Raw genomic sequence first — 22,500 nt, 5'->3', positions numbered from 1 at the left:
CTTAGTACCGCATATTGCAACACGATACAACGTGAACAGGTGAAAACGACTGCTATCTATTGTACCAGTTTTCAGCGGTGAGCTCCACGAGGGTCGCGTTTCAAATTCGTTGGGTTTTATGGTAAAGTTAGAGTCATGAATTCTAACAAGGTGGGTGAACTGCATGAAGATCGCCGTCGTCACTGACAGCACCGCGTATCTTTCAGAAAAACAGATCCAAGACAACCATATTAAAGTCATTCCCATTCCGGTCATCCTTGATGGCACCGTCTATGATGAAGGCAAAGACATTGCCACCGCTGAGTATTACGAGCGGTTGCGGACTGCCAAGACTTTTCCCAACACCTCTCAGCCCCCGCTAGGTGAAGTGTTGAAACTCTACGAAGATTTAGCCCATGAAGGCTACGACACTATCTTGAGCATTCATCTGGCCAGCACGATCTCAGGCTTCGTCAATACCCTGAAGGCTGCCGCCAGCGAAATTCAAGACGCCAACGTCGTGGTTTACGATTCGCAGATCACCGTGATCTTGATGGGCGAGCTGGTGTTGACCGCGGCCCGAATGGCCCAAGCCGGCGCCAACGTCGACGCCATCGTCAAACAGATGGACGAATTGCGCGCCACAACCGGCGAATACTTCCTGGTCAACGACTTGCAAAACCTTGTGCGCGGCGGGCGGCTGTCCAACGCCGCCGGCTTCATCGGCGGAATGCTGAAGATCAAGCCGCTGTTGACCTTTGATGAACACAGTCATAAGATCGTCGCCTTCGAAAAGATCCGCTCGCTGAAAAAAGCCTACGCGCGGATCGAAGACTTATTCCAACAAGAACTCGACCGCGTCGACTACCCGATCAAAGCCTGGGTGATCGACGCCAACGATCCGGAAGCCGGGGATAAGTGGCAGGCGGAACTCGCCGCCAAATTCCCACAAGTCAAGTTTGAACGCTCGTATTTTGGCCCAGTGATCGGGACTCATCTCGGCGAACGCGCCATTGCCCTGGGCTGGATCCGCGACTTACAAGCCTGATTGCCAACCATTCGCAAATCTGCGGGTGGTTTTTTGCTAGCAACAAGAGGAGGAAAATCATGTTTATTGAAGAAAAAACCGCCAAAGGCGAGATTCAATCGGCGTCGACCAAGTATTCTGGCCATATTTTTGACGTTGTCCAACAGGTGATCAAGACGCCTGACGGCTTGACGGTGCAACGCGACTTGATCAAACACGCCTCGGCCGTGGCGTTGCTTGCGCTCACCGCAGACGATCAGGTGCTGATCAACCGCGAGTATCGCGTGGGCATCAACGCAGAGGCCTACGCGCTACCGGCGGGGTTGATCGATGACGGCGAAACCGTGATGGCCGCCGCCAAGCGAGAGCTCGAAGAAGAAACCGGCTATCTCGCTCAAAGCCTCGAGGAGATGGTCGCGATCCGCTCCAGTGAAGGGATGACCGATGAAGTCGTGCACCTGATCTTGGCGCGGGTCGATACGAACAAGCGCGCCCAGCAACATTTTGACCGCGACGAATTCGTTACCAGCCGCTTCGTGCCGCTACAAGAGGTGATTCAAGCCGTGCGTGACGGGCGCATCGGCTCGGCGCAAAGTGTCGCGGCAGTGAGTTACTACCTGGCATTCTTACGGAAAAAATAACTTTTTTGGTGGAGCCCTTGACTTCTGTCGCGTATGCGCTATTATGATAGTCATATTAAACAAACATTAATCAAATGAAGTTGTGATTAGAAACCGCGTGTTGTTCAGGGTGAAAAGAGAGTCCCGTTGCTGTGAAGGGATCACTACCCAATGCGTCCACATCTATGAACTTGGCCGCTGAATCAAGTAGGCGGTCACGCAGGAATTGCGTTATCATAGCTACACTGAGTTGATCGCTTCGGCCGCCAACTGGGTGCAGTGTGAGGCTGTCTTTGCAAGAAGGCAGTAAACAGAGGTGGAACCGCGGTCAAACAAATCGTCCTCGATGAGCAGTAGCTCATCGTGGGCGATTTTTTGTCTTCTCATGACAGATTGATGTGAAAGAAGGGGCAACATGTCTAAACGAAATTTACCCTATGGCACGCGCGACGAATTCGGTCCACTGGCCGAGCGTAAAACTAAGCTGACGCAAACCATCACGCAGCGCTTCATGCAACAAGGCTTCAATCCAATCAAAACACCAGTACTTGAATACCGCGCCGTGTTCGGGGCGATGGCACCGACACCGGAAAACGCGTACCAGTTCCTTGAAGACACCGGCGAAACGCTGGTTCTGCGGCCGGACTTGACCTTGCCAATCGCGCGGGTGATGAGCACCACCGGCATCACGCCGCCGACGAAGTGGTGTTACACCGGGGATGTCTTCCGGATCAAGAAACGCCACTCAGGCGGCTACAATCAGATCACCCAAGCCGGCGTCGAGATCATCGGCTACAAGAGCCTCAAGGCCGAATGGGAATGCCTCGATCTCGCCGCAGACATCTGCCAGACGCTTGGCCTCAACGACGTCACCTTGGAGCTGTCAGATGCCAGCTTCGTCGATACCGTCTTGGCCCAACTGCCGGCAGGCGACCGCGACGGGCTCAAACAGGCGCTGTTTGCCAAAGACCTGACGACTTATCAAGCCAAGCTGGCGCGGATGACGGAAACGCCGCTTACCCCGTTCTTGCGGCAATGGCCATGGCTGTTTGGGCCCGCGCAAGGCGTGCTGGACGCGCTGCCGGACATCCCGGCACTGAGCACGATCGTCACCAACTTGAAGCAAACCGTGGCGTTCTTGCAGGCTAACTGCCCGCAACTGGCACTGACGATCGACTTATCCAGCCCGTCACCGCAGCCTTACTACACCGGGTTGGTTTTCCACGCTTACCGCAGTGAGTCTTCTGACTATCTGTTTTCCGGCGGACGCTACGATCGCTTGTTGTCGAGCTTTCAAAAGACCTTGCAGCCGGCCGTCGGGTTCTCGTTTGATCTCGACGCATTGGCCGCAAGTGTCGCGCCGGCGCCGAAGACGCAGCCCGTGTTGATCTATTTTGACCCATCGCAGTGGCAAGAAGCCCGAGCGCTGGTCGCCAAAACGCCTAACGCCAGCTTGTGTCTGCGCGATACTCGCGCACAAGCCGAGCATCTGGCCACCACGCTAGGGGCCAAGTTGATCGATCTGAGTCAGGAGGTGGGTTCATGAGCTTAAACATCGCATTGACCAAAGGCCGCACGGAAAAACAAGTCTTGCCGTTGCTTGCCAAAGCCGGAATGGACATTACCGCCATTCAAAATAAAGGCCGTCGTTTGATCTTCAACGACGACCCGCGTTACCACACGATCTTGGCCAAAGGCCCCGACGTGTTGACCTATCTCAACCGCGGGGCGATGGACATCGGGATTGTCGGTTCAGACATCTTGTTTGAACAACGCAATCCGCAATACGACATGCTCGATCTGGGCACCGGGCGTTGCCATTTTGTCCTTGCGTCCACCGCGGATTTTGATCCCAACCAGACAAGACGCAAGATCATCGCCACGAAGTATCCCAACGTCACGCAAGATTATTTTGCCACGATCGGCGAAGACGTCGAGATCATCAAGATCGAAGGTTCCGTCGAGCTGGCGCCGCTGGTCGGTTTAGCCGACGCGATCGTCGACATCGTCGAAACCGGCACCACGCTGAAAGAAAATCACCTGCAGGTTTACGCAGAGTTGCAACAAGTCTCGACGCACTTGGTCGTCAACAAGCTCGCGCTGAAACAAAAGCGCGACGAAGTTTATTACTTAATCAGTCAACTACAACAAGCCATTCAGGAGGCCGCATTATGAAAATTCTTACCGGAAGTTATGAAGAACTCGCAGCACAAGTCACCAAGCGCGAACAACAAGCCGCAAGCAAGCCAGAAGTCGAAGCCGCCGTTGCCGCCATCATCGACAACGTCCGCACCAACGGCGATGCCGCGTTGAAGGAATACTCTGAAAAGTTTGATAAAGTGCAAGTCGACGATTTCCGTGTCGACCAAGCGACGATCGATGCCGGCTACAACAGCTGCAAACCAGAGTTGATCGATGCCTTGAAACTCGCCAAGAAAAACATCATCAGCTACCACGAAAAAGAAGTCAGCCGCGGCTTCATCGACGGCGAACAACCCGGCGTCATTCGTGGCCAAAAGCTCACCCCATTAGCCGCTGTTGGCTTGTATGTGCCAGGTGGTACGGCCGCATATCCTTCCACGATCATGATGGCGGCATTGCCGGCCAAGATCGCAGGGGTCAAGAACATCGTGATGGTGACACCACCACAAACTGACGGCATCAATCCCGCCGTTTTAGCCGCTGCTAAGCTCGCCGGTGTGGACGCTGTTTACCAAATCGGCGGCGCGCAAGCCATCGCTGCGTTGGCCTTTGGTACCGAAAGCATTCCGCGGGTCGACAAGATCATGGGTCCTGGGAACATTTTCGTTGCCACGGCCAAGAAGCAGGTCTTCGGCCAAGTCGCCATCGACATGATCGCCGGCCCTTCAGAAATCGGCATCATCGCCGACAGCAACGCCAAGCCAAAGCAAGTCGCCGCAGACCTTTTGTCCCAAGCCGAACACGACAAGCTCGCCCGGCCGATGTTGGTCACCCCAGACCTCGACCTCGCCAAGGCCGTGTCTGCAGAAGTCGACAAGCAGCTTGAAACCTTGCCACGCCAAGAAATCGCGTCGGCCAGTGTCCAAGACGAAGGCTTCATCGCCGTCGTTGCCAGCCTCGACGATGCCTTCAACTTGATGAACCTGATCGCGCCAGAACACTTGGAAGTCCAAGTCGACGAGCCGATCACCTATCTCAACCAGATCCAAAACGCCGGCTCTGTCTTCTTGGGCCGCGCCGCTTCAGAACCACTGGGTGACTACCTCGCCGGGCCTAACCACATCCTCCCAACCGCCGGCACCGCCCGCTTCTTCTCACCACTTGGTGTAGAAGACTTCGTCAAGCGCATCCAGTTCATCCAATACACACCAGAAGCACTGGGCAAAGAAGCCAAAGCCATCACCACCTTGGCTCGTACAGAAGGTTTGGAAGGCCACGCAAGAGCGATCGAATCTCGGTTCAATTAAACCAGAGCGAAGCAAGGCGGTTTTAGCTGGGAGTCTACGATGGCTTCTTGGTGCGGCGGAGCCGTGCCATGACCGAGACAGCTTAGACAGCTTAGACAGCTTAGACAGCCCAGCGTTGCCTTGCGGAGCTCAACGACCAAACCCTTCACTCTATCTCAACCTGCCACTTCAAACTCATCCCAAGGAGGAACTTGCACGATGCTCCAAGCCAAAATCACACGTAATACGAAAGAAACTAAAATTACCGTCGCCTTGAATCTGGACGACTACTCTACTATTGATATCGACACCGGCATCGGTTTTTTCGATCACATGTTGAACGCCTTTGCCAAACATGGGCGCTTCGGCTTGGTCGTCAAAGCCGACGGGGATCTTGATGTCGATCCGCACCACACGACCGAAGACGTGGGTATCGTCTTGGGCGAATGCTTCAAGCAGGCGCTAGGCGACAAGGCCGGCATCGAGCGCTTCGGGACAGCTTTTGTCCCGTTAGACGAGACGCTGTCACGCGTCGTGATCGATTTGTCCGGCCGGGCTTATCTGGTGTTTGATGCTGAGTTCGACAACCCGAAGCTCGGCGGCTACGACACCGAGGTCACCCAAGACTTTTTCCAGGCCTTCGCCTTCAGCGCTGAGTTGAACTTACACGCCAGCGTCTTGTATGGGCGGAACACCCATCACAAGATCGAGACCTTGTTCAAGGCACTCGGCCGGGCAATGCGGGCCGCTGTCACCATCAATCCAGAAGTTCACGGCATTCCATCGACCAAAGGGGTGATTTAATGCTTGCAGTCATCGATTATGATACCGGCAATGTCCGCAACGTCAAAAAGGCGCTGGACTATCTCGGCATCGACAACGTCCTCACCGCAGATCCTGCGGTGATCCAAAAAGCTGACGGGCTCGTGTTGCCAGGCGTTGGGGCCTTCGCCAAGGCGATGGCAGAGCTCGCCAAACGCAACCTCGTTGGCGTCTTGCAACAACAAGCCGCCGCCGGCCAGCCGATGCTTGGCATCTGCTTGGGCATGCAACTGTTGTTCGACCGCTCAGAAGAGTTTGGCGACAGTACCGGTTTGGGCTTGTTGCCAGGCGCGGTGGTGGCCATCCCCGAAAAGGCCGGCCTGAAGGTGCCGCACATGGGCTGGGACACCAACAACGGCAAGGCTAATAACCGTTTCGGCCAGGTCTTCGATCAAGAAGCGACTTACTTCGTGCACTCCTTCTATGTCCAGACAGCCGCAAAAAACATTGCCGCCACCTGCGACTATGGCGTGACGATCCCTAGCGTCGTCCAGCAAAACAATGTCGTGGGCATGCAGTTCCACCCAGAAAAAAGTGGGCGCGTCGGCCTCAATGGCTTGCGCGCGTTTAAGGAGATGTGTGACGATGCAGCTTTTTCCAGCAATTGATCTGATCGACGGCCAGTCGGTCCGCCTGTATCAAGGCGACTATGACCAGGTCTCAACGATCAACACCGACCCGATCGCCCAAGCCCAAAGCTTCCAGCAAGCCGGCCTGCACCATCTCCACCTCGTCGACCTCGACGGCGCCAAAGCCGCCAAGCCGCAAAACCTGGAAACCATTCGCCAGATCCGCCAAGCCTGTGATTTGTTCATCGAAGTCGGCGGTGGCATCCGCACGATGGCGACGATCCGCGAATATCTCGCCTTGGGCATCGACCGGGTGATCCTGGGCTCGATCGCGTTGAAAGACCCTAAGCTGGTCGCAGACGCCATCAAAGAATTTGGTGCCGCGCATATTGTGATCGGCATTGATGCCAAAAACGACCACGTCGCCACTGAAGGCTGGTTGGAAACATCAAGTGTCACCACCGCCGAACTGGTCGCAGCGATGGCTAAAGTCGGCGCCACGACGTTCATTGTGACCGACATCGCCAAAGACGGCACGCTGGCGGGACCCAACGTCGCCATGCTGGCGGGATTGCACGCGCAATTCCAAAACCTGACCTTTGTCGCCAGCGGCGGCATGCGTACCCCAGAGGACCTACGCCGCTTAGACGCCGCCGGGATCGACCATGCCATTATCGGCAAGGCACTGGCGGCAGGCTCAATCACGTTGGCTCAGCTCAAAGAATTGGAGGGATAAGATGATCACCAAACGGATCATTCCATGTTTAGACGTCGACCACGGCCGCGTCAAAAAAGGCGTCAACTTTGTTGATCTCACCGACGTTGGCGATCCCGCCGAAATCGCGGCGGCTTACGAACAACAAGGCGCAGACGAGCTGGTGTTTTTAGACATCACCGCCACCAAAGAACATCGTGAGGCAATGGTCGACACGATCGAACAAGTTGCCAGCCAGGTCTTCATGCCGCTCACTGTCGGTGGGGGCATCAATTCTGTCGCCGATATGCAGGCGCTGTTACGGGCCGGGGCAGATAAGTGCTCGTTGAATTCCGCTGCGGTGCGGCACCCAGATCTGATCACGGCAGGCGCAGAGAAGTTTGGCCGCCAATGCATCGTCGTTGCCATTGACGTGCGCTGGCAAGCCAGCCAGAAGCGTTACCAAGTCGTGATCGACGGCGGCCACACACCGGTCGACCTAGACGCGATCGAATGGGCAAAACAGGTCGTCGACTTAGGTGCCGGCGAGCTGTTGGTTACCTCCATGGACAAAGACGGCACCAAAAACGGCTTCGATTTGCGCTTATACAACCTGCTGACGGACGCGGTGAACGTGCCAATCATCGCCAGCGGTGGTTGTGGGGCGATCCAGGATTTTATCGACTTGTTTGAAGACACCACCGTCGACGCCGGCTTGGCCGCATCGGTGTTCCATTACGGCGAGCTGACGATTCCCGAAGTCAAATCAGCGCTTAAAGAAGCCGGGGTGAGTGTCCGATGATCGCGTTAGATTTTGCCAAAGGCGACGGGTTAGTCACCGCCGTCATCCAAGACGCAACGACCAAGCAAGTCTTGATGGTCGCCTATATGAACGAAGAATCCTGGCAGAAGACGCTGGCCACCAACCAGACCTGGTTTTGGTCACGCTCGCGCAAGGAACTGTGGCACAAAGGTGAAACCTCTGGCAACACCCAAGTCGTCAAAGCCATCAGCGTTGATTGCGATGCTGACACGGTGTTGATCACTGTCGACGCCGCAGGCCCGGCTTGTCACACTGGCCATACTAGCTGCTTCTACCGTAACCCGCAAGGAGATGAGATCGATGGCTGATAAACAATCATTGCGCGAACTAGCCGCCGTGATCGCCGACCGCAAGGCAAATCCGGTCAAAGGCTCGTACACCGACTATCTGTTCACCAAGGGGCTCGACAAGATCTTGAAGAAGACCGGTGAAGAAGCGACCGAGGTGATCGTTGCGGCCAAAAACGACAGCGATCCCGATTTCATTTTGGAAGTCGCCGATCTGGCCTACAACGTGCTTGTGTTGATGGCCGAGCGCGGGATCTCGATCGACCAGATCGAAGAAGAGCTTGCCAGCCGCATCGGCCCCAGCGACGCCAAGAAGCTTAAGGAGCGCCCGGCGGTCAAGAAACTATAGGAGGATCTATGCTCAAAAAAACCATTGCTAACCTCAACCCATACGTGCCTGAAACCCCATTACCAGACCTGGAAAAGCAAATCGGCGTCAGCCCGATCATCCGCTTGTCCGCCAACGAGAACCCTTTTGGCACCTCGCCTAAGGTCAAAGAAGCCGTGCAAAACTTCGACTTCACCACGACCCGCGAATACCCAGACGGGGATGCCAACAAGCTGCGCCAAGCCGTCGCGGATTTCTTGCATGTCGATGGCGATCAATTGCTGTTTGGCTGCGGCCTCGATGAAGTGATCGAACTCACCGCCCGGACGTTCCTAGAACCCGGCGACGAAATCGTCGAACCTTGGCCGACGTTCTCAGAATACAAGCTGCACTGCCAGATCGAAGACACCAAGATCGTCGACGTACCGGTGAAAAATGACGGCAGCTTCGACGCAGACGCGTTAGTCAATGCCATTACTGACAAGACCAAGCTGATGTGGCTGTGCAACCCGAACAACCCGACCGGCAGCTACATGCCGCTGGCTGAGTTGCGCGCACTGTTGAAGCGCGTCCCAAAGCACGTCTTGGTCATGATCGACGAAGCGTACTTCGAATTCGTCACCCAAGAAGACACCTCTGCGATCAACTTGTTGCCAGAGTTCGACAACATCGTCGTCATGCGCACGTTCTCCAAGATCTACGGGCTGGCGGGGATGCGTGTGGGTTATGCGATCATCCCCAAGGCCTTGATCTCGGCGATGCAGGCGGTGCGTCTGCCTTACAACCTGAACTCGGTGTCCCAAGTTGCCGCCTTGGCGGCCTTGGCCGATCAGAACTTCGTCAAAGGCATCCAGACCCGCGTGGCCGTTGCCCGCAAGCAGTTCACCGATTTCTTGGCCAAGCAAGGCCTTGAGTTCTACCCGACGCAGGCGAACTTCGTCTTCTTCCACGCACCACACGGCCAGGCCTTACACGACTACCTGTTGCACCACGGCTACTTGTTGCGTGACGGCTTGCGCCCGGACTGGTTGCGCATGACCTTTGGCAGCAGCAAGCAAAACGCCGAGATCCAACAGTTGATCAAGGCCTTTTACGCGCAACCGCTTCCGGAAAAGTAGGCTATGCGGTATAATGGCGCATAGCTACTAAGATAAGGGAGGGCGACAATTGCAAGACGTACAATTAATTGCCACTGATATGGACCACACACTGCTGACAGAGGCCGGCGAATTACCGCCAGACTTCGGGCACACACTCGACCGCATCGAAAACGCAGGGATCCAATTTGCCATCGCCAGCGGGCGGCCGATCTACACGCTCCGTAAACTTTTTCCCGAGCATTACCAAAAACTCGTGTTGATTTGTGACAACGGCGGGGTCATCATGGACCGCGGCGAGATCGTCGCCAAGAACCTGTTGCCCAACGACGCGATCCAGGCCATGTGTGCCGCAGTATTGGCGCATTCTGACGGCCGGCCGATGATTTGTGGGATCGACGGCGCCGTCGCGTCCACTGCCGATCAGCAATACGACGACGTTTACCGCGAGTTCTACCATGAACTGCGCTACGTCGACGACCTGCGCACCTGGCAAGGGGAAGCGGACAAGTTAACGATCTATCTACCTAACCGCGATTCGGAACAAGTGTTCGAAGACGTCGTTAAACCTCAATTTGGGGACCAATTCTCGACAGCCGTCTCCGGCCCCGACTGGATCGACATCATGCCTAAACACGTCAACAAAGGCACCGCGATGGCCGCAATCGGTCGCCGCCGCGGCATCGGCGCTGACGCCATGATGGCTTTTGGTGATACCTTCAACGACGCGCAGATGTTGAGCTACGTCAAATACGGCTACCTGGTCGCCAACGCCAACCCGGGGATGCGCCAATACGCGCATCTACATACCGCCAGCAACGACGAGTACGGGGTGGTCAAGGTGATCGACAAAGTGCTCGCCGCCCAATAACAACCTGAAACCGTGAGTCTCGCCGGAGACTCACGGTTTTTTTCGGATTCTGGGCACACAATCGCCATATTTGCCGCAGAATCTCGCCATGACTGCTTGTTATGCTGAAGACACAATATCAGAAAGCAGGTTAGTCATGACTTATTCAGCTCTTATTCCTTATCTTCCCACCTTGATCGGCGCGCTATTGTTGGTGATGTATACCTTCATGCGCCGCGAAGTTGCCAAAAGCCTCCCAAAGCCGGCGGACAAAGCGACCTTGCCCGACCGGCTCAAGGCGTTCATTCGGCTGAGTGCCAGCAAACCGGATCTGGCACAGGCGACCAAGCGCGTCTTAGTTGCCTGTTGTTCGACAGCCTTGGCCTACGCCGCAACTTTTGGCGCGTGGCTGCCAGAAGCGACCGGCTGGAGCGGCTTGTTTGCCACGTGGTGGTGGTTACTGCTTGCGTTGGCGTTGAACATCGCAAGCCTGGTGCTGCGCCAACGTGAACTCGGCTTGCGCGCTCACGCCATCAACGCGCTTGATGCCAACGACCGTGAGACACTCCACTTGAGAGGAGATGCGCGCTGGTACGCCCAGCTGCAAGCCACCGGCAAATATGTGATTGCGGCACTAGTGTTTTTCATGATTGTTGTCGGGTGTGCCTTGATCTTGTGGTGAGAAAGATGCTGCGGTTCACCAAAATAATCGGTGAACCGCATTTTTTTGTGGTTTGTTTGGCGAATCCTATTAGTTAAGTCAGCCACCAGAAAGGGGAATCTCACATGCAAGTCCTATTCGTGAATTTCGCCGACGTCGACACAACGCCTGAGCGTTTGATCCAACTTCTCACCACACCCGAAGAATGGCCGCAATGGCTGCCGTACATCGATCGCGTGATCACAGAGCCAGACGGTTACAGCGTGATCCGCCACAACTCGTTTTTCAACCCGACCGAACACGTCCGGATCGATGTCGGCCCCGACTTGATCCGCTACCTCAGCAGTGACGGGCTGATCGAATACCAGCTCTTATTCCGTCTCAACCCGATGCCCCACGCCACGGCCATCTACCAGTTCATGGTGCTCACTCGCCAACCAACACTACCCATGTCGCTGGTCACACCATTGCTCCGCAGTACGTTTGCTACTAATTTGAAAGCGCTTGCGCAACTTGCCAGCGAGACGTAGCGCCATCGACAGCAGGCGACCCCACCTGCTGCTAAACATATCAACTGGCTTCACCAGGGATTGGGTATAATCAAGGCAACGTCGAACCCATGAGACCAAGACGTAAAAGGGGATGCTGATATGCTCGGTTCAATGCTTAGCTTGGTGTCTGCCGTCGTGTTGCTTGCGTTTGGCCTCTTTTTCATTGCCTTTGCGGCGTCATCTGGGCGATTCGAACACTGTCAGACGACGATCTGGCAAAGATTCGGCGAGACAAGTAATCATCAATGGTGGTCGCAGATCAATTCATGAGATCGTTCCAGGGTTTGCGTGGCTCTGGATTTTTTTGTGCTGGCGACCTGACCGACTCATTGGGCGCCTGGATTGTGTTGCAAATTGAAAGGGGTTACAATTTGAATGAACAGCCATCATCTTAATAGGTAGTCGGTAGACGATCACAACTTAAACCATTCGGAGGTACCCAATGGCCAAACAACACAAGACTCATCGCATCGATTCGCTTGTTAGCGGCTTGACGGCGATCGATATGCCCTTCGTCACTGGCGTTGTCGTTTTGGCAAGCGCGATCGTTGTCCCAGCCGTGACGGTCACCAAACACCAGCAAGCAAAACGGGAATTGATCGGCGTCTGGCAATTAGCCGATCGCCTAAGTTATTCCGGTGCTGATCTGAAGCGGCTGTCAGGGCGTTTTGATTATGGCGCCATCGACTGGGACCTGACGCGGCCAGGCAAAGGCCAAAGCATTGCACCGTCGCTCGACGCGATTCAGCTGGTCCACGCGCGCCTGAAAACAATCAGCGAGGAACAATCAATCCACGGGAAATGACACACAGCCAATATTGAATAGGGAGAAAAGCGATGACAAAACAACACCGCTGGCTGGCATTAGCGTTGGGGATGATCGTGGCCCTGGTAGGGAGCGTTGGCTACTTTTTGATCAAACGCACCGATCGAAATTGGAGTTCGTCGGCTGTTTTTACCTTATATACGATTCCAGATGATCGACGCGCGCCGTGGATCCGTACTTATCGGCAAAGTGAAATCGACCAGAAGACGCCTAGACAGCGCCAGGCGATTAAACAGTCCGTCCTCAACTTAGATGGCGCCGGTCCGCTGCTGGAATTCAACGGCAAGCCGCAGACGCTTAAGTTCCGCTTTTTCGCCAATAAACAGCCCATCGTCTTGGAAGGTAATCCCACGCTACGCTTGATCGCCACAGATTACGACAACCGGGCGAAGGCAATCACCAGGCGCTATCGCTTATCGAGGATAAGCGCCAATCAGTACCAAGTCCGGTTGACTGATCTATTTGCGGCGAAGAAGCTGACCAAATATAATGTTGTCGCAAATGACATGCTTGAGATCCACTTTACGGCCAACCGCGTGCGATACGTGACATACACCGCATTCACCACTGGACACTAAGCCGGACTATGAGCATCTAACCCAACCGAGAGCATGTGAGATAGAAATTGTGATTAGCCGGTACCATGATGCAGAAGGGGCGTTTATACGCAAACATGTGATGCTGAAATCGGCTTAACTCACCGAAGCGGAATGTTGTGCTCGCCAAGTAACTAATCCTTGAGGTTGAAAGGGGATGCTCATGAAAAAGTGGGGTTATCGTTTTATTTTTGGTCTACCAGTGCTTAGCGACGAAGCACTGGCACACGCAGATTCTGTCCTAGGATGGCGGGCAATGCTCCTTCCACTGTGTATGCTACTAGCGTTTTGTCTTTCACCGTTCGTAATCCCGATTTCACTGCTTCCCGCGAGCGGTGGCTTGCTCATATGGTTGGGACTCTATGCACTCTCGCTAGTTTGTTTTCTGCGAAAAAAACGTGTGGGTGAAGTCACCGAAAAGTTACCAGTTGCAACTTTTCCCAGCGTCAAAAAACAGATCCAACGCTGGAGCTGGGGATTCGGCATTTTTGCTGCACTGATCATCGACGTGGTCATGTCTGCCGTCCAATATCGCATTTATGGTCGAGCAGATTTCTGGACGCACGGGATCGCAAATACACTTTTCAATATGGCTTGGCAGATTGCACTGATTGCCTGGCTTCTCGAACACACGTGGCGAGTCGCGCTACAGTCGCGCCTAACCGTACGTTCCAGATAACCGAAACAACCGAGTACCGCTTCCGAGTTCTCTCACATCAACAGGCGAGGCATGAAAATGAAACCTAATCGAGAACATTTTATATACAAAGTGGCGACTGCCTTTCCGTTTTTTGCGGCAATTAGCTTCTTGCTTCTTTTCTCAATATCGATTTTAGAGCATGATTCCTTTATCCACGCTATGCTTATGCTTGGGCTCTCGCTGGTCTCTTTTGGCGTAGCTTTGGAAGTCCACAGCAAGCTTCACTGATTTCTATACTGGAGGAAATTCAATGAAGAAGAGCATCGGCAAAATCATACTGTTTATTGCATTTGAGTTTGGCATTGACACGATTATAATTTCTTTACTGATCTGGGGACTTAAACTGCCACCAGTCTTACACTTAATGGTCTACAAGGCAGCGACTGTGGTTACCGTCTTGGTGTTAAATCACGTGATTATTCATCAGAGGTTTGGTTTCAAGCGACTGTCGAAGTTAGGCCTCCTTGTGCTGATCCTTTTGCTTGGTTTAGATGTGTTTGCGCGGCTCAAAAGCCCGCGTTTTGTTAGTGATGCCTTGGCTGTCGGGATATTTGCCGCGGTCCCAGAGGAACTGATGTATCGTGGTGTATTTTTCGGTGTATTATATGATTCTTATCAGGAACGCTCGGACCATCAATGGCAGAGACTGGTACCCCTTACGCTTTCAGCGGCAATTTTTGGCCTGGCACATCTGATCAATTTACAGACCCAGGCATTTTTACCAACCCTCATGCAAGTCATTCAAGCTTCGGGGTTAGCATTGGTTCTGGGTGCAGCTTATTTACGCACACAAAATTTAATGTTGCCATTCGCAATTCATTTTTCACTCGACTTCCTGATGACACTTCGTTCTGGCTATGCGATATCACAAGATAAGCATCCAAGCTTGATGATGACACTGACAATTTTCGCCATATATGTGTTTATTGCGTGGTTAATTTTGTTGCGTCAGCCAGTCCAAGATAAGTTTGCTAATCTCATACATAACCATCATTTGGTAAAACGCTAAATACAATTTGCATCGTAAAGGAGAGGAATACCATGTCAGTAATTCCCGCAACACTATCCAGAACCGTTCTTGCTTTCGGATTACTTTGCTTTTCCGCATTAGCACTAATACTCTGCAACGTTCTGCTGTATCGCACGATTAAGGGGAAGGATAGGCATATGCTCTCTGGGTTCAGGGCCGTGAGTGTGCTGGTTGTTCTCGTCCAAATCATCATAGCTGGCGTGGCCAGTCAGAACTGGTGGTTCACATTAGTTGGTCTAGCATGCGCGTTGGTGTTATTTGGGTACTTGTTGGTTACGTATCGGAAACGGACCCTTAAGTAACCGCGCAAACTAATGCCTAGCGCCAACACGATCAACCGATGCAAGCGTGACACCGTTGCAAAAATAAAAAGCGGCCATTTCATAATAAGACTAAGACATAGAAGAGTCGTGGACATTAGGTCCATGGCTCTTCTATTGTTTTGGGGGGCAAGTTTAACGTCAACTACCACCGAATAAATTCAGTGGCTTGCAGCTCGCGTGTCATTGACACAGTGGTCAAACACCCTACAGGCTCCCACTTTATTGCGACTGCATCGTCGGGCAGTTGACAATGCCCGTCAATTATCAGGTTTACCCGATAACTTCTTCTGTAAAGTGTGGATGGTTGTTACCAGCCACGTACTGCTGACCCAGAGTCACTAAGTTCATTGCCGCAATCCGGTCGTCATTACTTTGGTAACCACACGCGACACAGCGATATTCATGGTGCTGGCGATCACGCTGGGTCTTATCGATGCGTCCACACTTTGCGCACCGCTGACTGGTATATCGAGCCGAAACCGTAATAACTTCGTGACCTGCTAAGACCGCCTTGTAGCGAAGGTCTTGTTCCAGTTCAAAGAACGCCCACGAATGGAGTTCTCGTTGCGCTTGTGCTTGGCGTCTGGATTGTTGACGGACGCCTGTAAGGTCTTCGACAACAAATAACGTCTTAGGTGCTACATTTGAGACGAGTGTCTTTGACAAGCAATGATTGACATCGCTCATCCAGCGGTTCTCTCGTCCTGATAGTCGGCCTAGGCGCCGTTTAGCAGATTTCGTGTGCTTGCGTTGCAGTTGTCGGCGAAGGCGGTCGTACTTGGCTCGCTTATTTGCAATTGCCTTGCCAGAAACAAAGGTGCTTTTCCCAGCAGAATCATGGGTGACCAGCACAAAGCGTAAGCCGCGATCGATACCAACAATGTTTTCAAGCTGTGTCCGATCGACAACAGGCAGTTCCTTGGTGGCTGCAATATGCAAGAAATAATGGCCACCAGTGTGCACCACTGTCGCTGTACCAAGTTGCCAGTCAGGCGTCAAGTACTGTTCAAAGCCCTGCACATACGGGGTGACACGCACGCGTTTGGCCAAGGTGTTCAGCGACAGGCGACCGTCTTTCAACCACGACCAGTCCCGGTTGCGCACTAACTTGAGTTGCGGTTTATGGTACTGTAATGGCCGTCGCAACCAAGTGAGGTCTCGTGGGCATCGCGTCCATTGACCTGTATAGCAATCCTGAAAGACATATGGTTCATCCTTCATCTGGGTTTGTACTGTCTTATAGTTGCCAACAACGTGCCGGATAGCAGACTGCGCCATCTGAGCTTTTAACCCAAGCTTTGCGCGCAATTGGCGATACAGTGCCTGATTCAAGGCATATTGATCAAGGACAAATTCGTGGTCGAAGACGTACTGTGACACCAGTTGGCAACCCAACGCAAACTGGTTCATCGTTTCTTGTAACAACAGCGCATCCTCAGCAGTGAGTGTCATGCGCAACTTTAGGGTGACGGCTTGTTTCATGGCTATCCCTCCACAGAAATCATACCAAACACGTGTTCTCGTGTAAAGATATTAAATAACAAAGGAGAAGCAGGTATAGGACGGCATTCCTCCCCTGATTAAAATCAGGGGTTTCCTGCTCAAACACTATCAATGAAACTTAGTAAGAATAAGCAAAACCTAGAACATGCGGCGCAATTATGGCATATAAGCCGCGGTCAAATTGAAGTCTTATGGCGTCAAGGTAAGACGCAAGCTGAAATCGTATGTATCCTGCATCCTAGCCACAGCACGATCTCACGCGAAACATCGCGTAGCCAAGAGTTTCAAGACTACAAAATATTCAAGCCGCGCCAGCGGGATCTATCTTGCAATAATGCAATGATCGCTGAGAATAACGCTCGGTTGCGTAATCCGTAGATTGGCTGTAAGCCCCTTTGTGGCACGACGTATGACCGACATGAAATTTGTTGCGGATGAACTGAATACACGTTCGAAAAAAATGCACGGTTGGAAAATATGTGCAGAGGTATTTGCCGATAACATTAGCAAAGCAAAAAATGCATAAATATGAGGAGAGGTTGTTGCACTTTAACTTGATCGCCGCCTTCTGCCGTCGTAGAAGCCAACATAGAGTGCAACAAACGCGCCGCAAGCCCTTATCCGATAGCAATTATTACCTTAGAAATCTTATGTAGCAAGCATTATTGGCTGCTTGGCGGACTTTGATAAATGCATATTAGTGTATGAAAATTCTCGTAACATTCATCGTACGGTATTTGGATTGGCATCTGGCTGAATCCTTCCAAATCAGCTAGGCATACATGATTCAAGAAGGATCGTTTATGTATGTCACGGCCACCAAGGCCAACGGTACCGGAAATGGCTATAAACTAACGTTTACCAGCATGGGTCAGACATACCTATTATCTCAATACAAGCTATGCAAGAATGGGTATCTTAACCTGAAGCTCACTCACATAGTCAATTATATTCAAACATGAAAAACAAGTTGATATCAGCTTTTGTCTTGACTAGGCGTAGAAAAAGACGCTGGATCATAATCTTAGACTGTTTGTATACTCAGGCATCAGGTGTGAAGAGTTGAATATCGTGTTCTTGCGCGAATTCTTGATAGGCAGGGGGAAAAGCGGCGTCACAAACAATGCCACTGAGGTCTTGAACATGACCATAAGACAACAAAGAGACCCGTTCAATCTTAGTGTGATCGATCAACAAGAAACTCTCAGTAGCGCGAGCTAAGATATCGCGCTTGATCAAGAACTCTTCGTATTCAGAATTTGATAGGCCTTGGGTCAAGGAAATTCCGGTGGCAGCCATGAACGCTTTTTTAACATTCAAACGCGCGAATAACGTTGAGCGGTCAACGCCGATGAAAGATTGGGTACGGCGATCAAACGTCGAGCCGATCACCATTAAACGAATATTCGTGAGCGGCGTGGCGGCGGCAAGAAGGGGGAAATTGTTCGTAACTAATGTGAAGGGAAAACTGGTCGGCAAAAAATTGCCCATTTGCGCGGTTGTGGTGCCAGAATCGATGAAAATCATGTCGCCTGGGTCGATCAGTGTTGCTGCCATTTGCGCGATGCGCCGCTTGGCACGTTCAGCGTGGTTGTTCCGTTCTTCAAAAATGGTCAGCTTGTTATTGGGCTTGACGCTAGTGACACCACCATAGATTTTTTTGACGCGTCCTTCAGCAACCAGTTGGTCGAGGTCGCGGCGCAAGGTGTTCGTGGAAATCATGAATTTACGAGTTAATTCGTCAATCGTGGCAGTACGCATTGTATCGACGTATGCAGCGATCGCGTTGATTCGTTCTGCTTTAAGCATAAGCAAGGACCCCCTAGTTTCCCCATATTTGATTGGCTTTATTTTACCACAACCATCGGTGTTTGGGTAACTATTTGGGACAAATTGGTGATATTCTGATAATCTGTTGGACAAAAAAGTTGACGTATGGTGACAAGTGGGCTTATGATGTCCCCATCACATGTGCATGTGCAGTGTTGTTATGGTGAACTTGTGAAATGGAGGAAAGTCATGGATAAAGAAGTGCTCACCAAGCAGGCGGTTTTGCCGCCTTCAGCACGGAAACGCTTACGGACGATTTCCGTTGTGGCGACGTTCGGCGGTTTGTTGTTCGGTTACGACACTGGTGTGATTAATGGCGCGTTGCCGTTCATGACGCGAGCTTCTGAGTTGAATATGTCCCCAGCAATGGAAGGCTTTGTTGCGAGTTCATTGACGCTTGGGGCCGCTTTTGGGGCGATTGCGACTGGTCGTATTTCAGATAAGCAAGGGCGCCGCAAGACGATTATTGGCTTGGCGATGTTGTTCGTCTTGACGACAATCGCTTCGGCATTGTCGCCAACTGCGCCGATTCTTGGCACAGTGCGGTTTATTTTAGGCTTAGCCGTTGGTGGTGCCTCTGTGATCGTGCCAACGTTCTTAGCAGAAGTGGCGCCTTCTGAACTACGTGGCCGGATCGTCACGCAAAACGAGGTGATGATCGTCTCAGGACAGTTGTTGGCGTTCACCTTCAACGCAATTCTAGGGACGACGTTAGGGCATATTCCAGGAATCTGGCGGTGGATGATCGTTTTGGCAACGATTCCTGCGATTATCTTGTGGATCGGAATGAATTTCGTCCCGGAATCGCCGCGGTGGTTAGCAGCTAATGGTAAAGTCGATCAAGCCCTTGACGTGATGCGCCAGTTGCGGACGGAGGCGCAAGCACAAGACGAAATGCAAAAGATCAAAATCGCGTTGAAGTCTGAAAACGAACTTGACGCTGCGTCTTTCAAAGATTTGAAGGTCCCTTGGATCCGGCGGCTCATATTGATCGGGATCGGCTTAGGAATCATGCAGCAAATCGTCGGCATCAATGTGATGATGTATTATGGCACGACAATTCTTGAAACCACCGGTTTTGGTCAAAATGCGGCCTTGATCGCTAATATCGCCAATGGGGTCACATCTGTCGTGGCGACCTTAGTGACAATGCATTTGATGGGGAAGTACAAGCGGCGGCAGATGTTATTGACGGGGATTACTGGCACGATGTTTGCGGTGGCTGGCATCACGGCTGTGAGTCATTTCTTGGTCCATTCACCTCTGTTGCCTTTTGCCACGATCTTCTTCACGGTTATCTATCTGGCCTTCTTCCAAGGCGCTGTGGGCCCATTAACTTGGCTATTGCTGTCTGAAATCTATCCGGCACGAATTCGCGGCTTGGGGATGGGTTTTGCCACGTTCTTCTTGTGGTTTGGCAATTTCTTGGTCGGGTACTTCTTCCCAATCTTGCTAGCTTATATCGGCATGACCAATACGTTCTTGGTATTCTTAGGGATGAACGTGATCTCACTGCTGTTTGCGATTAAGTTCGCACCTGAAACGGCCGGTCGGTCGCTTGAAGAAATCGAGTTGGATAACAAGTTTGATACCAAGTTTCCAGAAGACAGCCAAATCAATAAGTAAAATGTAACCGCTTAATCCAAGAAGAGAGGCATAAAGATGGCACAAGCAGAGCAATTACAGAATTTTATCAATGGGCAATGGGTCCCTTCCCAAACAACTACTTTTGAACCAGTGTATAACCCAGCTAATGGTGATGTGATCGCCCAAGTTCCTCATTCGACTGTTGCTGACGTCGACGCTGCTGTGCAAGCGGCGCAAGCAGCGTATGCATCATGGCATGCCACATCAGTTACCAAGCGTGCGAAGATTTTGTTTCGGTATCAACAATTACTGATCGCACACCAAGAAGAACTTGGCCGTTTGATCACGTTAGAAAACGGTAAAGCATTGCCTGAAGCCATTGCTGAAGTCGGCCGTGGTATCGAAAACGTGGAATTTGCGGCAGGCGTGCCGACGCTGATGATGGGCGATTCGCTCAGCACTGTGGCAACAGATGTTGAAGCGACCAATTATCGTTACCCATTAGGCGTGGTTGCAGGAATCACCCCGTTTAATTTTCCATTGATGGTGCCTTGCTGGATGTTCCCAATGGCAGTGGCGACAGGCAACACGTTTGTTTTAAAACCATCAGAAAAGACGCCGCTGACAAGTCGTCGACTGGTGGCGTTGTTCCAAGAAGCGGGCTTGCCAGACGGCGTATTGAATTTAGTTAATGGCGCAGTAGATGTGGTCAATGGCATCTTGCACCATCCAGACATTCAAGCGGTTAGCTTCGTGGGCTCAGAGCGCGTGGGAGAATATATCTATAAAGAAGGCAGTGCCAACCTCAAGCGGGTGCAGGCCTTGACCGGTGCGAAGAACCACACGATTATTTTGCAAGATGCCGATTTAGATGCAGCGGTCAAAGCAATCATTGGTAGTGCTTTTGGGTCAGCTGGAGAGCGTTGCATGGCGACTTCAGTGTTGGTGCTTGAAGACGCAATTGCTGATCAGTTCATGACCAAGTTCACCCAAGCCGCCCGTGATATCAAGATTGGTGACGGTATGGTTGCTGGCAACTTCCTAGGTCCGGTGATCCGCAAAGAAAACCAAACACGGACTTTGAACTATATTCAACAAGGCGTTAAAGAAGGCGCTAAGTTGACGTTAGACGGCAGCGCCCAAGCGCAAGGCGCGGGGTATTTCGTCGGACCGACGATTTTTGAGCAAGTGACTGAAGACATGACGATTTGGCAAGACGAGATGTTTGCACCGGTCTTGTCGGTGATGCGGGCGCCGGACTTGCCCGCCGCAGTGAAAATTGCCAATGATTCTGAGCTGGCCAATGGGGCGTGCTTGTTCACTGATTCCGCTGCTGCGATCCGGTATTTCCGCGAGCATATTGATGCTGGAATGTTAGGAATCAACCTTGGCGTTCCAGCGCCGATTGCCGTATTCCCATTTTCAGGATGGAAGCACAGTTTCTTTGGCACCTTGCATGCAAATGGTAAAGACAGTGTCGATTTCTACACGCGTAAGAAAGTAGTCACCGCGCGGTATGATCAACGCGAATTTGCGGGGTGAAGCAGATGCAACTTTATTTTCCTAGCCAATCATTCAGTGTTGCGCCAGGTGTCGCTTGTATCCAACAAGTAGGCCCAGCCAACGCGCCGGTGACGGTTACTGGCTTGTCGGTGTACACCTTCGATGAAGGTAGCCAAGCGGAATTCACCTTGGCTGGTCGCGAAGTCGCAATCGTAGCGTTGTCTGGACGCATCATGGTGCAAACTGGTGATGACACATTCCGCGATGTTGGTACACGCACGTCAGTGTTTGCGCGCATTCCTACTGACAGTGTGTATGTGACCACTGGGCAGCCGTTCACGATCACGGCGCAAACGGTGGCTAAAGTGGCGATTGCGACAGCCAAGACGACGGTCGCACATCCGAGTGTATTTCTGCCGGCGGATATTCAAGCCATCGAACACCGTGGCAAATACAACAATAAACGCCTGGTGCATAATATTTTGCCAGACACGTTGCCTGCTGCAGAGCGCTTGTTGGTGGTCGAAGTCTACACGGATTCAGCCAATTGGTCCAGCTACCCGCCGCACCGCCATGAACGAGACGATCCGCCACGGGAGTCCCAACTAGAAGAGCTTTATTATCATGAACTAGACCCGGCTAACGGGTTTGTCTTGCAGCGCGTGTATACGGATGACCGTACGCTTGATGAAGCGATGGCAGTTGCGCATCAAGGTGCCGTCGCAGTGCCGAGAGGTTATCATCCGGTTGGAGTCCCTGATGGCATTGACTCGTATTATCTCAATGCCATGGCAGGCAGCCGGCGGGTGTGGCAGTTTGTAGACGATCCGGATTTTGCTTGGTTGCGTAAACGTCGCTAAGAAGGA

Annotated in this window: 25 protein-coding genes; 23 read left to right on the top strand and 2 right to left on the bottom strand. The window is 52.3% G+C overall.

Translation table 11 applies throughout. The annotated features are described in order from the left end of the window. Nucleotides 1–163 precede the first annotated feature (163 nt). The 20 genes from ACYVRB_RS07290 to ACYVRB_RS07195 all read left to right on the top strand — a co-directional run bounded on the left by ACYVRB_RS07290 (nucleotide 164) and on the right by ACYVRB_RS07195 (nucleotide 15,190). The gene (locus ACYVRB_RS07290) at nucleotides 164–1,027 is read left to right on the top strand and encodes a DegV family protein (protein ID WP_461214479.1); all 864 of its coding nucleotides are present in this window, start codon (nucleotides 164–166) and stop codon (nucleotides 1,025–1,027) included. 59 nt (nucleotides 1,028–1,086) lie between these two features. After that, complete coding sequence (locus ACYVRB_RS07285) at nucleotides 1,087–1,647, top strand: NUDIX hydrolase (RefSeq protein WP_461214477.1); 561 nt, start codon at nucleotides 1,087–1,089, stop codon at nucleotides 1,645–1,647. A gap of 394 nt (nucleotides 1,648–2,041) precedes the next feature. Continuing rightward, entirely contained in the window at nucleotides 2,042–3,172 is a 1,131-nt protein-coding gene (locus tag ACYVRB_RS07280; RefSeq protein ID WP_461214475.1) for an ATP phosphoribosyltransferase regulatory subunit, read from the top strand. Next, on the top strand, nucleotides 3,169–3,801 hold the full coding sequence (hisG, locus tag ACYVRB_RS07275) for an ATP phosphoribosyltransferase (protein WP_461214474.1): 633 nt from the start codon (nucleotides 3,169–3,171) through the stop codon (nucleotides 3,799–3,801). Before ACYVRB_RS07280 ends, hisG begins: the two co-directional genes overlap by 4 nt. Then, complete coding sequence (gene hisD, locus ACYVRB_RS07270; protein WP_461214472.1) at nucleotides 3,798–5,075, top strand: histidinol dehydrogenase; 1,278 nt, start codon at nucleotides 3,798–3,800, stop codon at nucleotides 5,073–5,075. Before hisG ends, hisD begins: the two co-directional genes overlap by 4 nt. Nucleotides 5,076–5,273: 198 nt before the next feature. Next, on the top strand, nucleotides 5,274–5,858 hold the full coding sequence (gene hisB / locus ACYVRB_RS07265; RefSeq protein WP_461214471.1) for an imidazoleglycerol-phosphate dehydratase HisB: 585 nt from the start codon (nucleotides 5,274–5,276) through the stop codon (nucleotides 5,856–5,858). Continuing rightward, nucleotides 5,858–6,484 (top strand): imidazole glycerol phosphate synthase subunit HisH, encoded by a 627-nt coding sequence (gene hisH, locus ACYVRB_RS07260; RefSeq protein ID WP_461214470.1) that lies wholly within the window; start codon nucleotides 5,858–5,860, stop codon nucleotides 6,482–6,484. The genes hisB and hisH overlap by 1 nt, the downstream gene beginning before the upstream one ends. Further along, on the top strand, nucleotides 6,462–7,181 hold the full coding sequence (gene hisA / locus ACYVRB_RS07255) for a 1-(5-phosphoribosyl)-5-[(5-phosphoribosylamino)methylideneamino]imidazole-4-carboxamide isomerase (RefSeq protein ID WP_461214468.1): 720 nt from the start codon (nucleotides 6,462–6,464) through the stop codon (nucleotides 7,179–7,181). The genes hisH and hisA overlap by 23 nt, the downstream gene beginning before the upstream one ends. Nucleotide 7,182: 1 nt before the next feature. Continuing rightward, nucleotides 7,183–7,941 (top strand): imidazole glycerol phosphate synthase subunit HisF, encoded by a 759-nt coding sequence (gene hisF / locus ACYVRB_RS07250; protein ID WP_461214467.1) that lies wholly within the window; start codon nucleotides 7,183–7,185, stop codon nucleotides 7,939–7,941. Further along, the gene (gene hisI / locus ACYVRB_RS07245; RefSeq protein WP_461214465.1) at nucleotides 7,938–8,270 is read left to right on the top strand and encodes a phosphoribosyl-AMP cyclohydrolase; all 333 of its coding nucleotides are present in this window, start codon (nucleotides 7,938–7,940) and stop codon (nucleotides 8,268–8,270) included. The genes hisF and hisI overlap by 4 nt, the downstream gene beginning before the upstream one ends. Next, nucleotides 8,263–8,598 carry a phosphoribosyl-ATP diphosphatase gene (gene hisE, locus ACYVRB_RS07240; protein ID WP_461214464.1) on the top strand — a complete coding sequence of 112 codons (336 nt, stop codon included), beginning with the start codon at nucleotides 8,263–8,265 and terminating at the stop codon, nucleotides 8,596–8,598. Before hisI ends, hisE begins: the two co-directional genes overlap by 8 nt. A gap of 8 nt (nucleotides 8,599–8,606) precedes the next feature. Further along, nucleotides 8,607–9,695, top strand: a complete 1,089-nt coding sequence (gene hisC, locus ACYVRB_RS07235) for a histidinol-phosphate transaminase (RefSeq protein ID WP_461214463.1) — start codon at nucleotides 8,607–8,609, stop codon at nucleotides 9,693–9,695. 49 nt (nucleotides 9,696–9,744) lie between these two features. Continuing rightward, nucleotides 9,745–10,545: an HAD family hydrolase gene (locus ACYVRB_RS07230; RefSeq protein ID WP_461214461.1), complete on the top strand. Its 801-nt coding sequence runs from the start codon at nucleotides 9,745–9,747 to the stop codon at nucleotides 10,543–10,545. 136 nt (nucleotides 10,546–10,681) lie between these two features. Next, nucleotides 10,682–11,206, top strand: a complete 525-nt coding sequence (locus tag ACYVRB_RS07225) for a hypothetical protein (RefSeq protein ID WP_461214460.1) — start codon at nucleotides 10,682–10,684, stop codon at nucleotides 11,204–11,206. Between the two features lie 104 nt (nucleotides 11,207–11,310). Next, entirely contained in the window at nucleotides 11,311–11,715 is a 405-nt protein-coding gene (locus ACYVRB_RS07220) for an SRPBCC family protein (protein WP_461214459.1), read from the top strand. Nucleotides 11,716–12,178: 463 nt separating this feature from the next. Beyond that, on the top strand, nucleotides 12,179–12,541 hold the full coding sequence (locus ACYVRB_RS07215) for a hypothetical protein (RefSeq protein WP_461214458.1): 363 nt from the start codon (nucleotides 12,179–12,181) through the stop codon (nucleotides 12,539–12,541). A gap of 32 nt (nucleotides 12,542–12,573) precedes the next feature. Next, nucleotides 12,574–13,140, top strand: coding sequence for a hypothetical protein (locus ACYVRB_RS07210; RefSeq protein ID WP_461214457.1), 567 nt, complete (start codon nucleotides 12,574–12,576; stop codon nucleotides 13,138–13,140). A 181-nt stretch (nucleotides 13,141–13,321) separates the two neighbouring features. Further along, complete coding sequence (locus tag ACYVRB_RS07205) at nucleotides 13,322–13,837, top strand: hypothetical protein (RefSeq protein WP_461214456.1); 516 nt, start codon at nucleotides 13,322–13,324, stop codon at nucleotides 13,835–13,837. A 271-nt stretch (nucleotides 13,838–14,108) separates the two neighbouring features. Then, nucleotides 14,109–14,867, top strand: coding sequence for a lysostaphin resistance A-like protein (locus tag ACYVRB_RS07200; protein ID WP_461214455.1), 759 nt, complete (start codon nucleotides 14,109–14,111; stop codon nucleotides 14,865–14,867). A gap of 32 nt (nucleotides 14,868–14,899) precedes the next feature. Then, nucleotides 14,900–15,190, top strand: coding sequence for an LPXTG cell wall anchor domain-containing protein (locus ACYVRB_RS07195; RefSeq protein ID WP_461214454.1), 291 nt, complete (start codon nucleotides 14,900–14,902; stop codon nucleotides 15,188–15,190). Nucleotides 15,191–15,481: 291 nt separating this feature from the next. Here the strand turns inward: ACYVRB_RS07195 and ACYVRB_RS07190 are convergent, their stop codons facing one another. Both ACYVRB_RS07190 and ACYVRB_RS07185 read right to left on the bottom strand, forming a co-directional pair. After that, nucleotides 15,482–16,693 (bottom strand): RNA-guided endonuclease TnpB family protein, encoded by a 1,212-nt coding sequence (locus ACYVRB_RS07190; RefSeq protein WP_461214453.1) that lies wholly within the window; start codon nucleotides 16,691–16,693, stop codon nucleotides 15,482–15,484. 1,062 nt (nucleotides 16,694–17,755) lie between these two features. After that, on the bottom strand, nucleotides 17,756–18,523 hold the full coding sequence (locus tag ACYVRB_RS07185; protein WP_461214452.1) for a DeoR/GlpR family DNA-binding transcription regulator: 768 nt from the start codon (nucleotides 18,521–18,523) through the stop codon (nucleotides 17,756–17,758). 210 nt (nucleotides 18,524–18,733) lie between these two features. Here ACYVRB_RS07185 and ACYVRB_RS07180 point away from each other — a divergent pair, with 210 nt between their 5' ends. Genes ACYVRB_RS07180 through iolB form a run of 3 tightly spaced genes read left to right on the top strand, consistent with a single transcriptional unit; the run spans nucleotide 18,734 to nucleotide 22,494 of the window. Then, nucleotides 18,734–20,170, top strand: coding sequence for a sugar porter family MFS transporter (locus tag ACYVRB_RS07180; protein WP_461214450.1), 1,437 nt, complete (start codon nucleotides 18,734–18,736; stop codon nucleotides 20,168–20,170). 36 nt (nucleotides 20,171–20,206) lie between these two features. Then, complete coding sequence (locus ACYVRB_RS07175) at nucleotides 20,207–21,673, top strand: CoA-acylating methylmalonate-semialdehyde dehydrogenase (RefSeq protein ID WP_461214448.1); 1,467 nt, start codon at nucleotides 20,207–20,209, stop codon at nucleotides 21,671–21,673. A gap of 5 nt (nucleotides 21,674–21,678) precedes the next feature. Then, nucleotides 21,679–22,494: a 5-deoxy-glucuronate isomerase gene (iolB, locus tag ACYVRB_RS07170; protein ID WP_461214446.1), complete on the top strand. Its 816-nt coding sequence runs from the start codon at nucleotides 21,679–21,681 to the stop codon at nucleotides 22,492–22,494. Nucleotides 22,495–22,500 lie beyond the last annotated feature (6 nt).

The organism is Lacticaseibacillus boliensis, from assembly GCF_054784775.1.
This window is presented reverse-complemented; position numbering and strand designations above follow the sequence as displayed.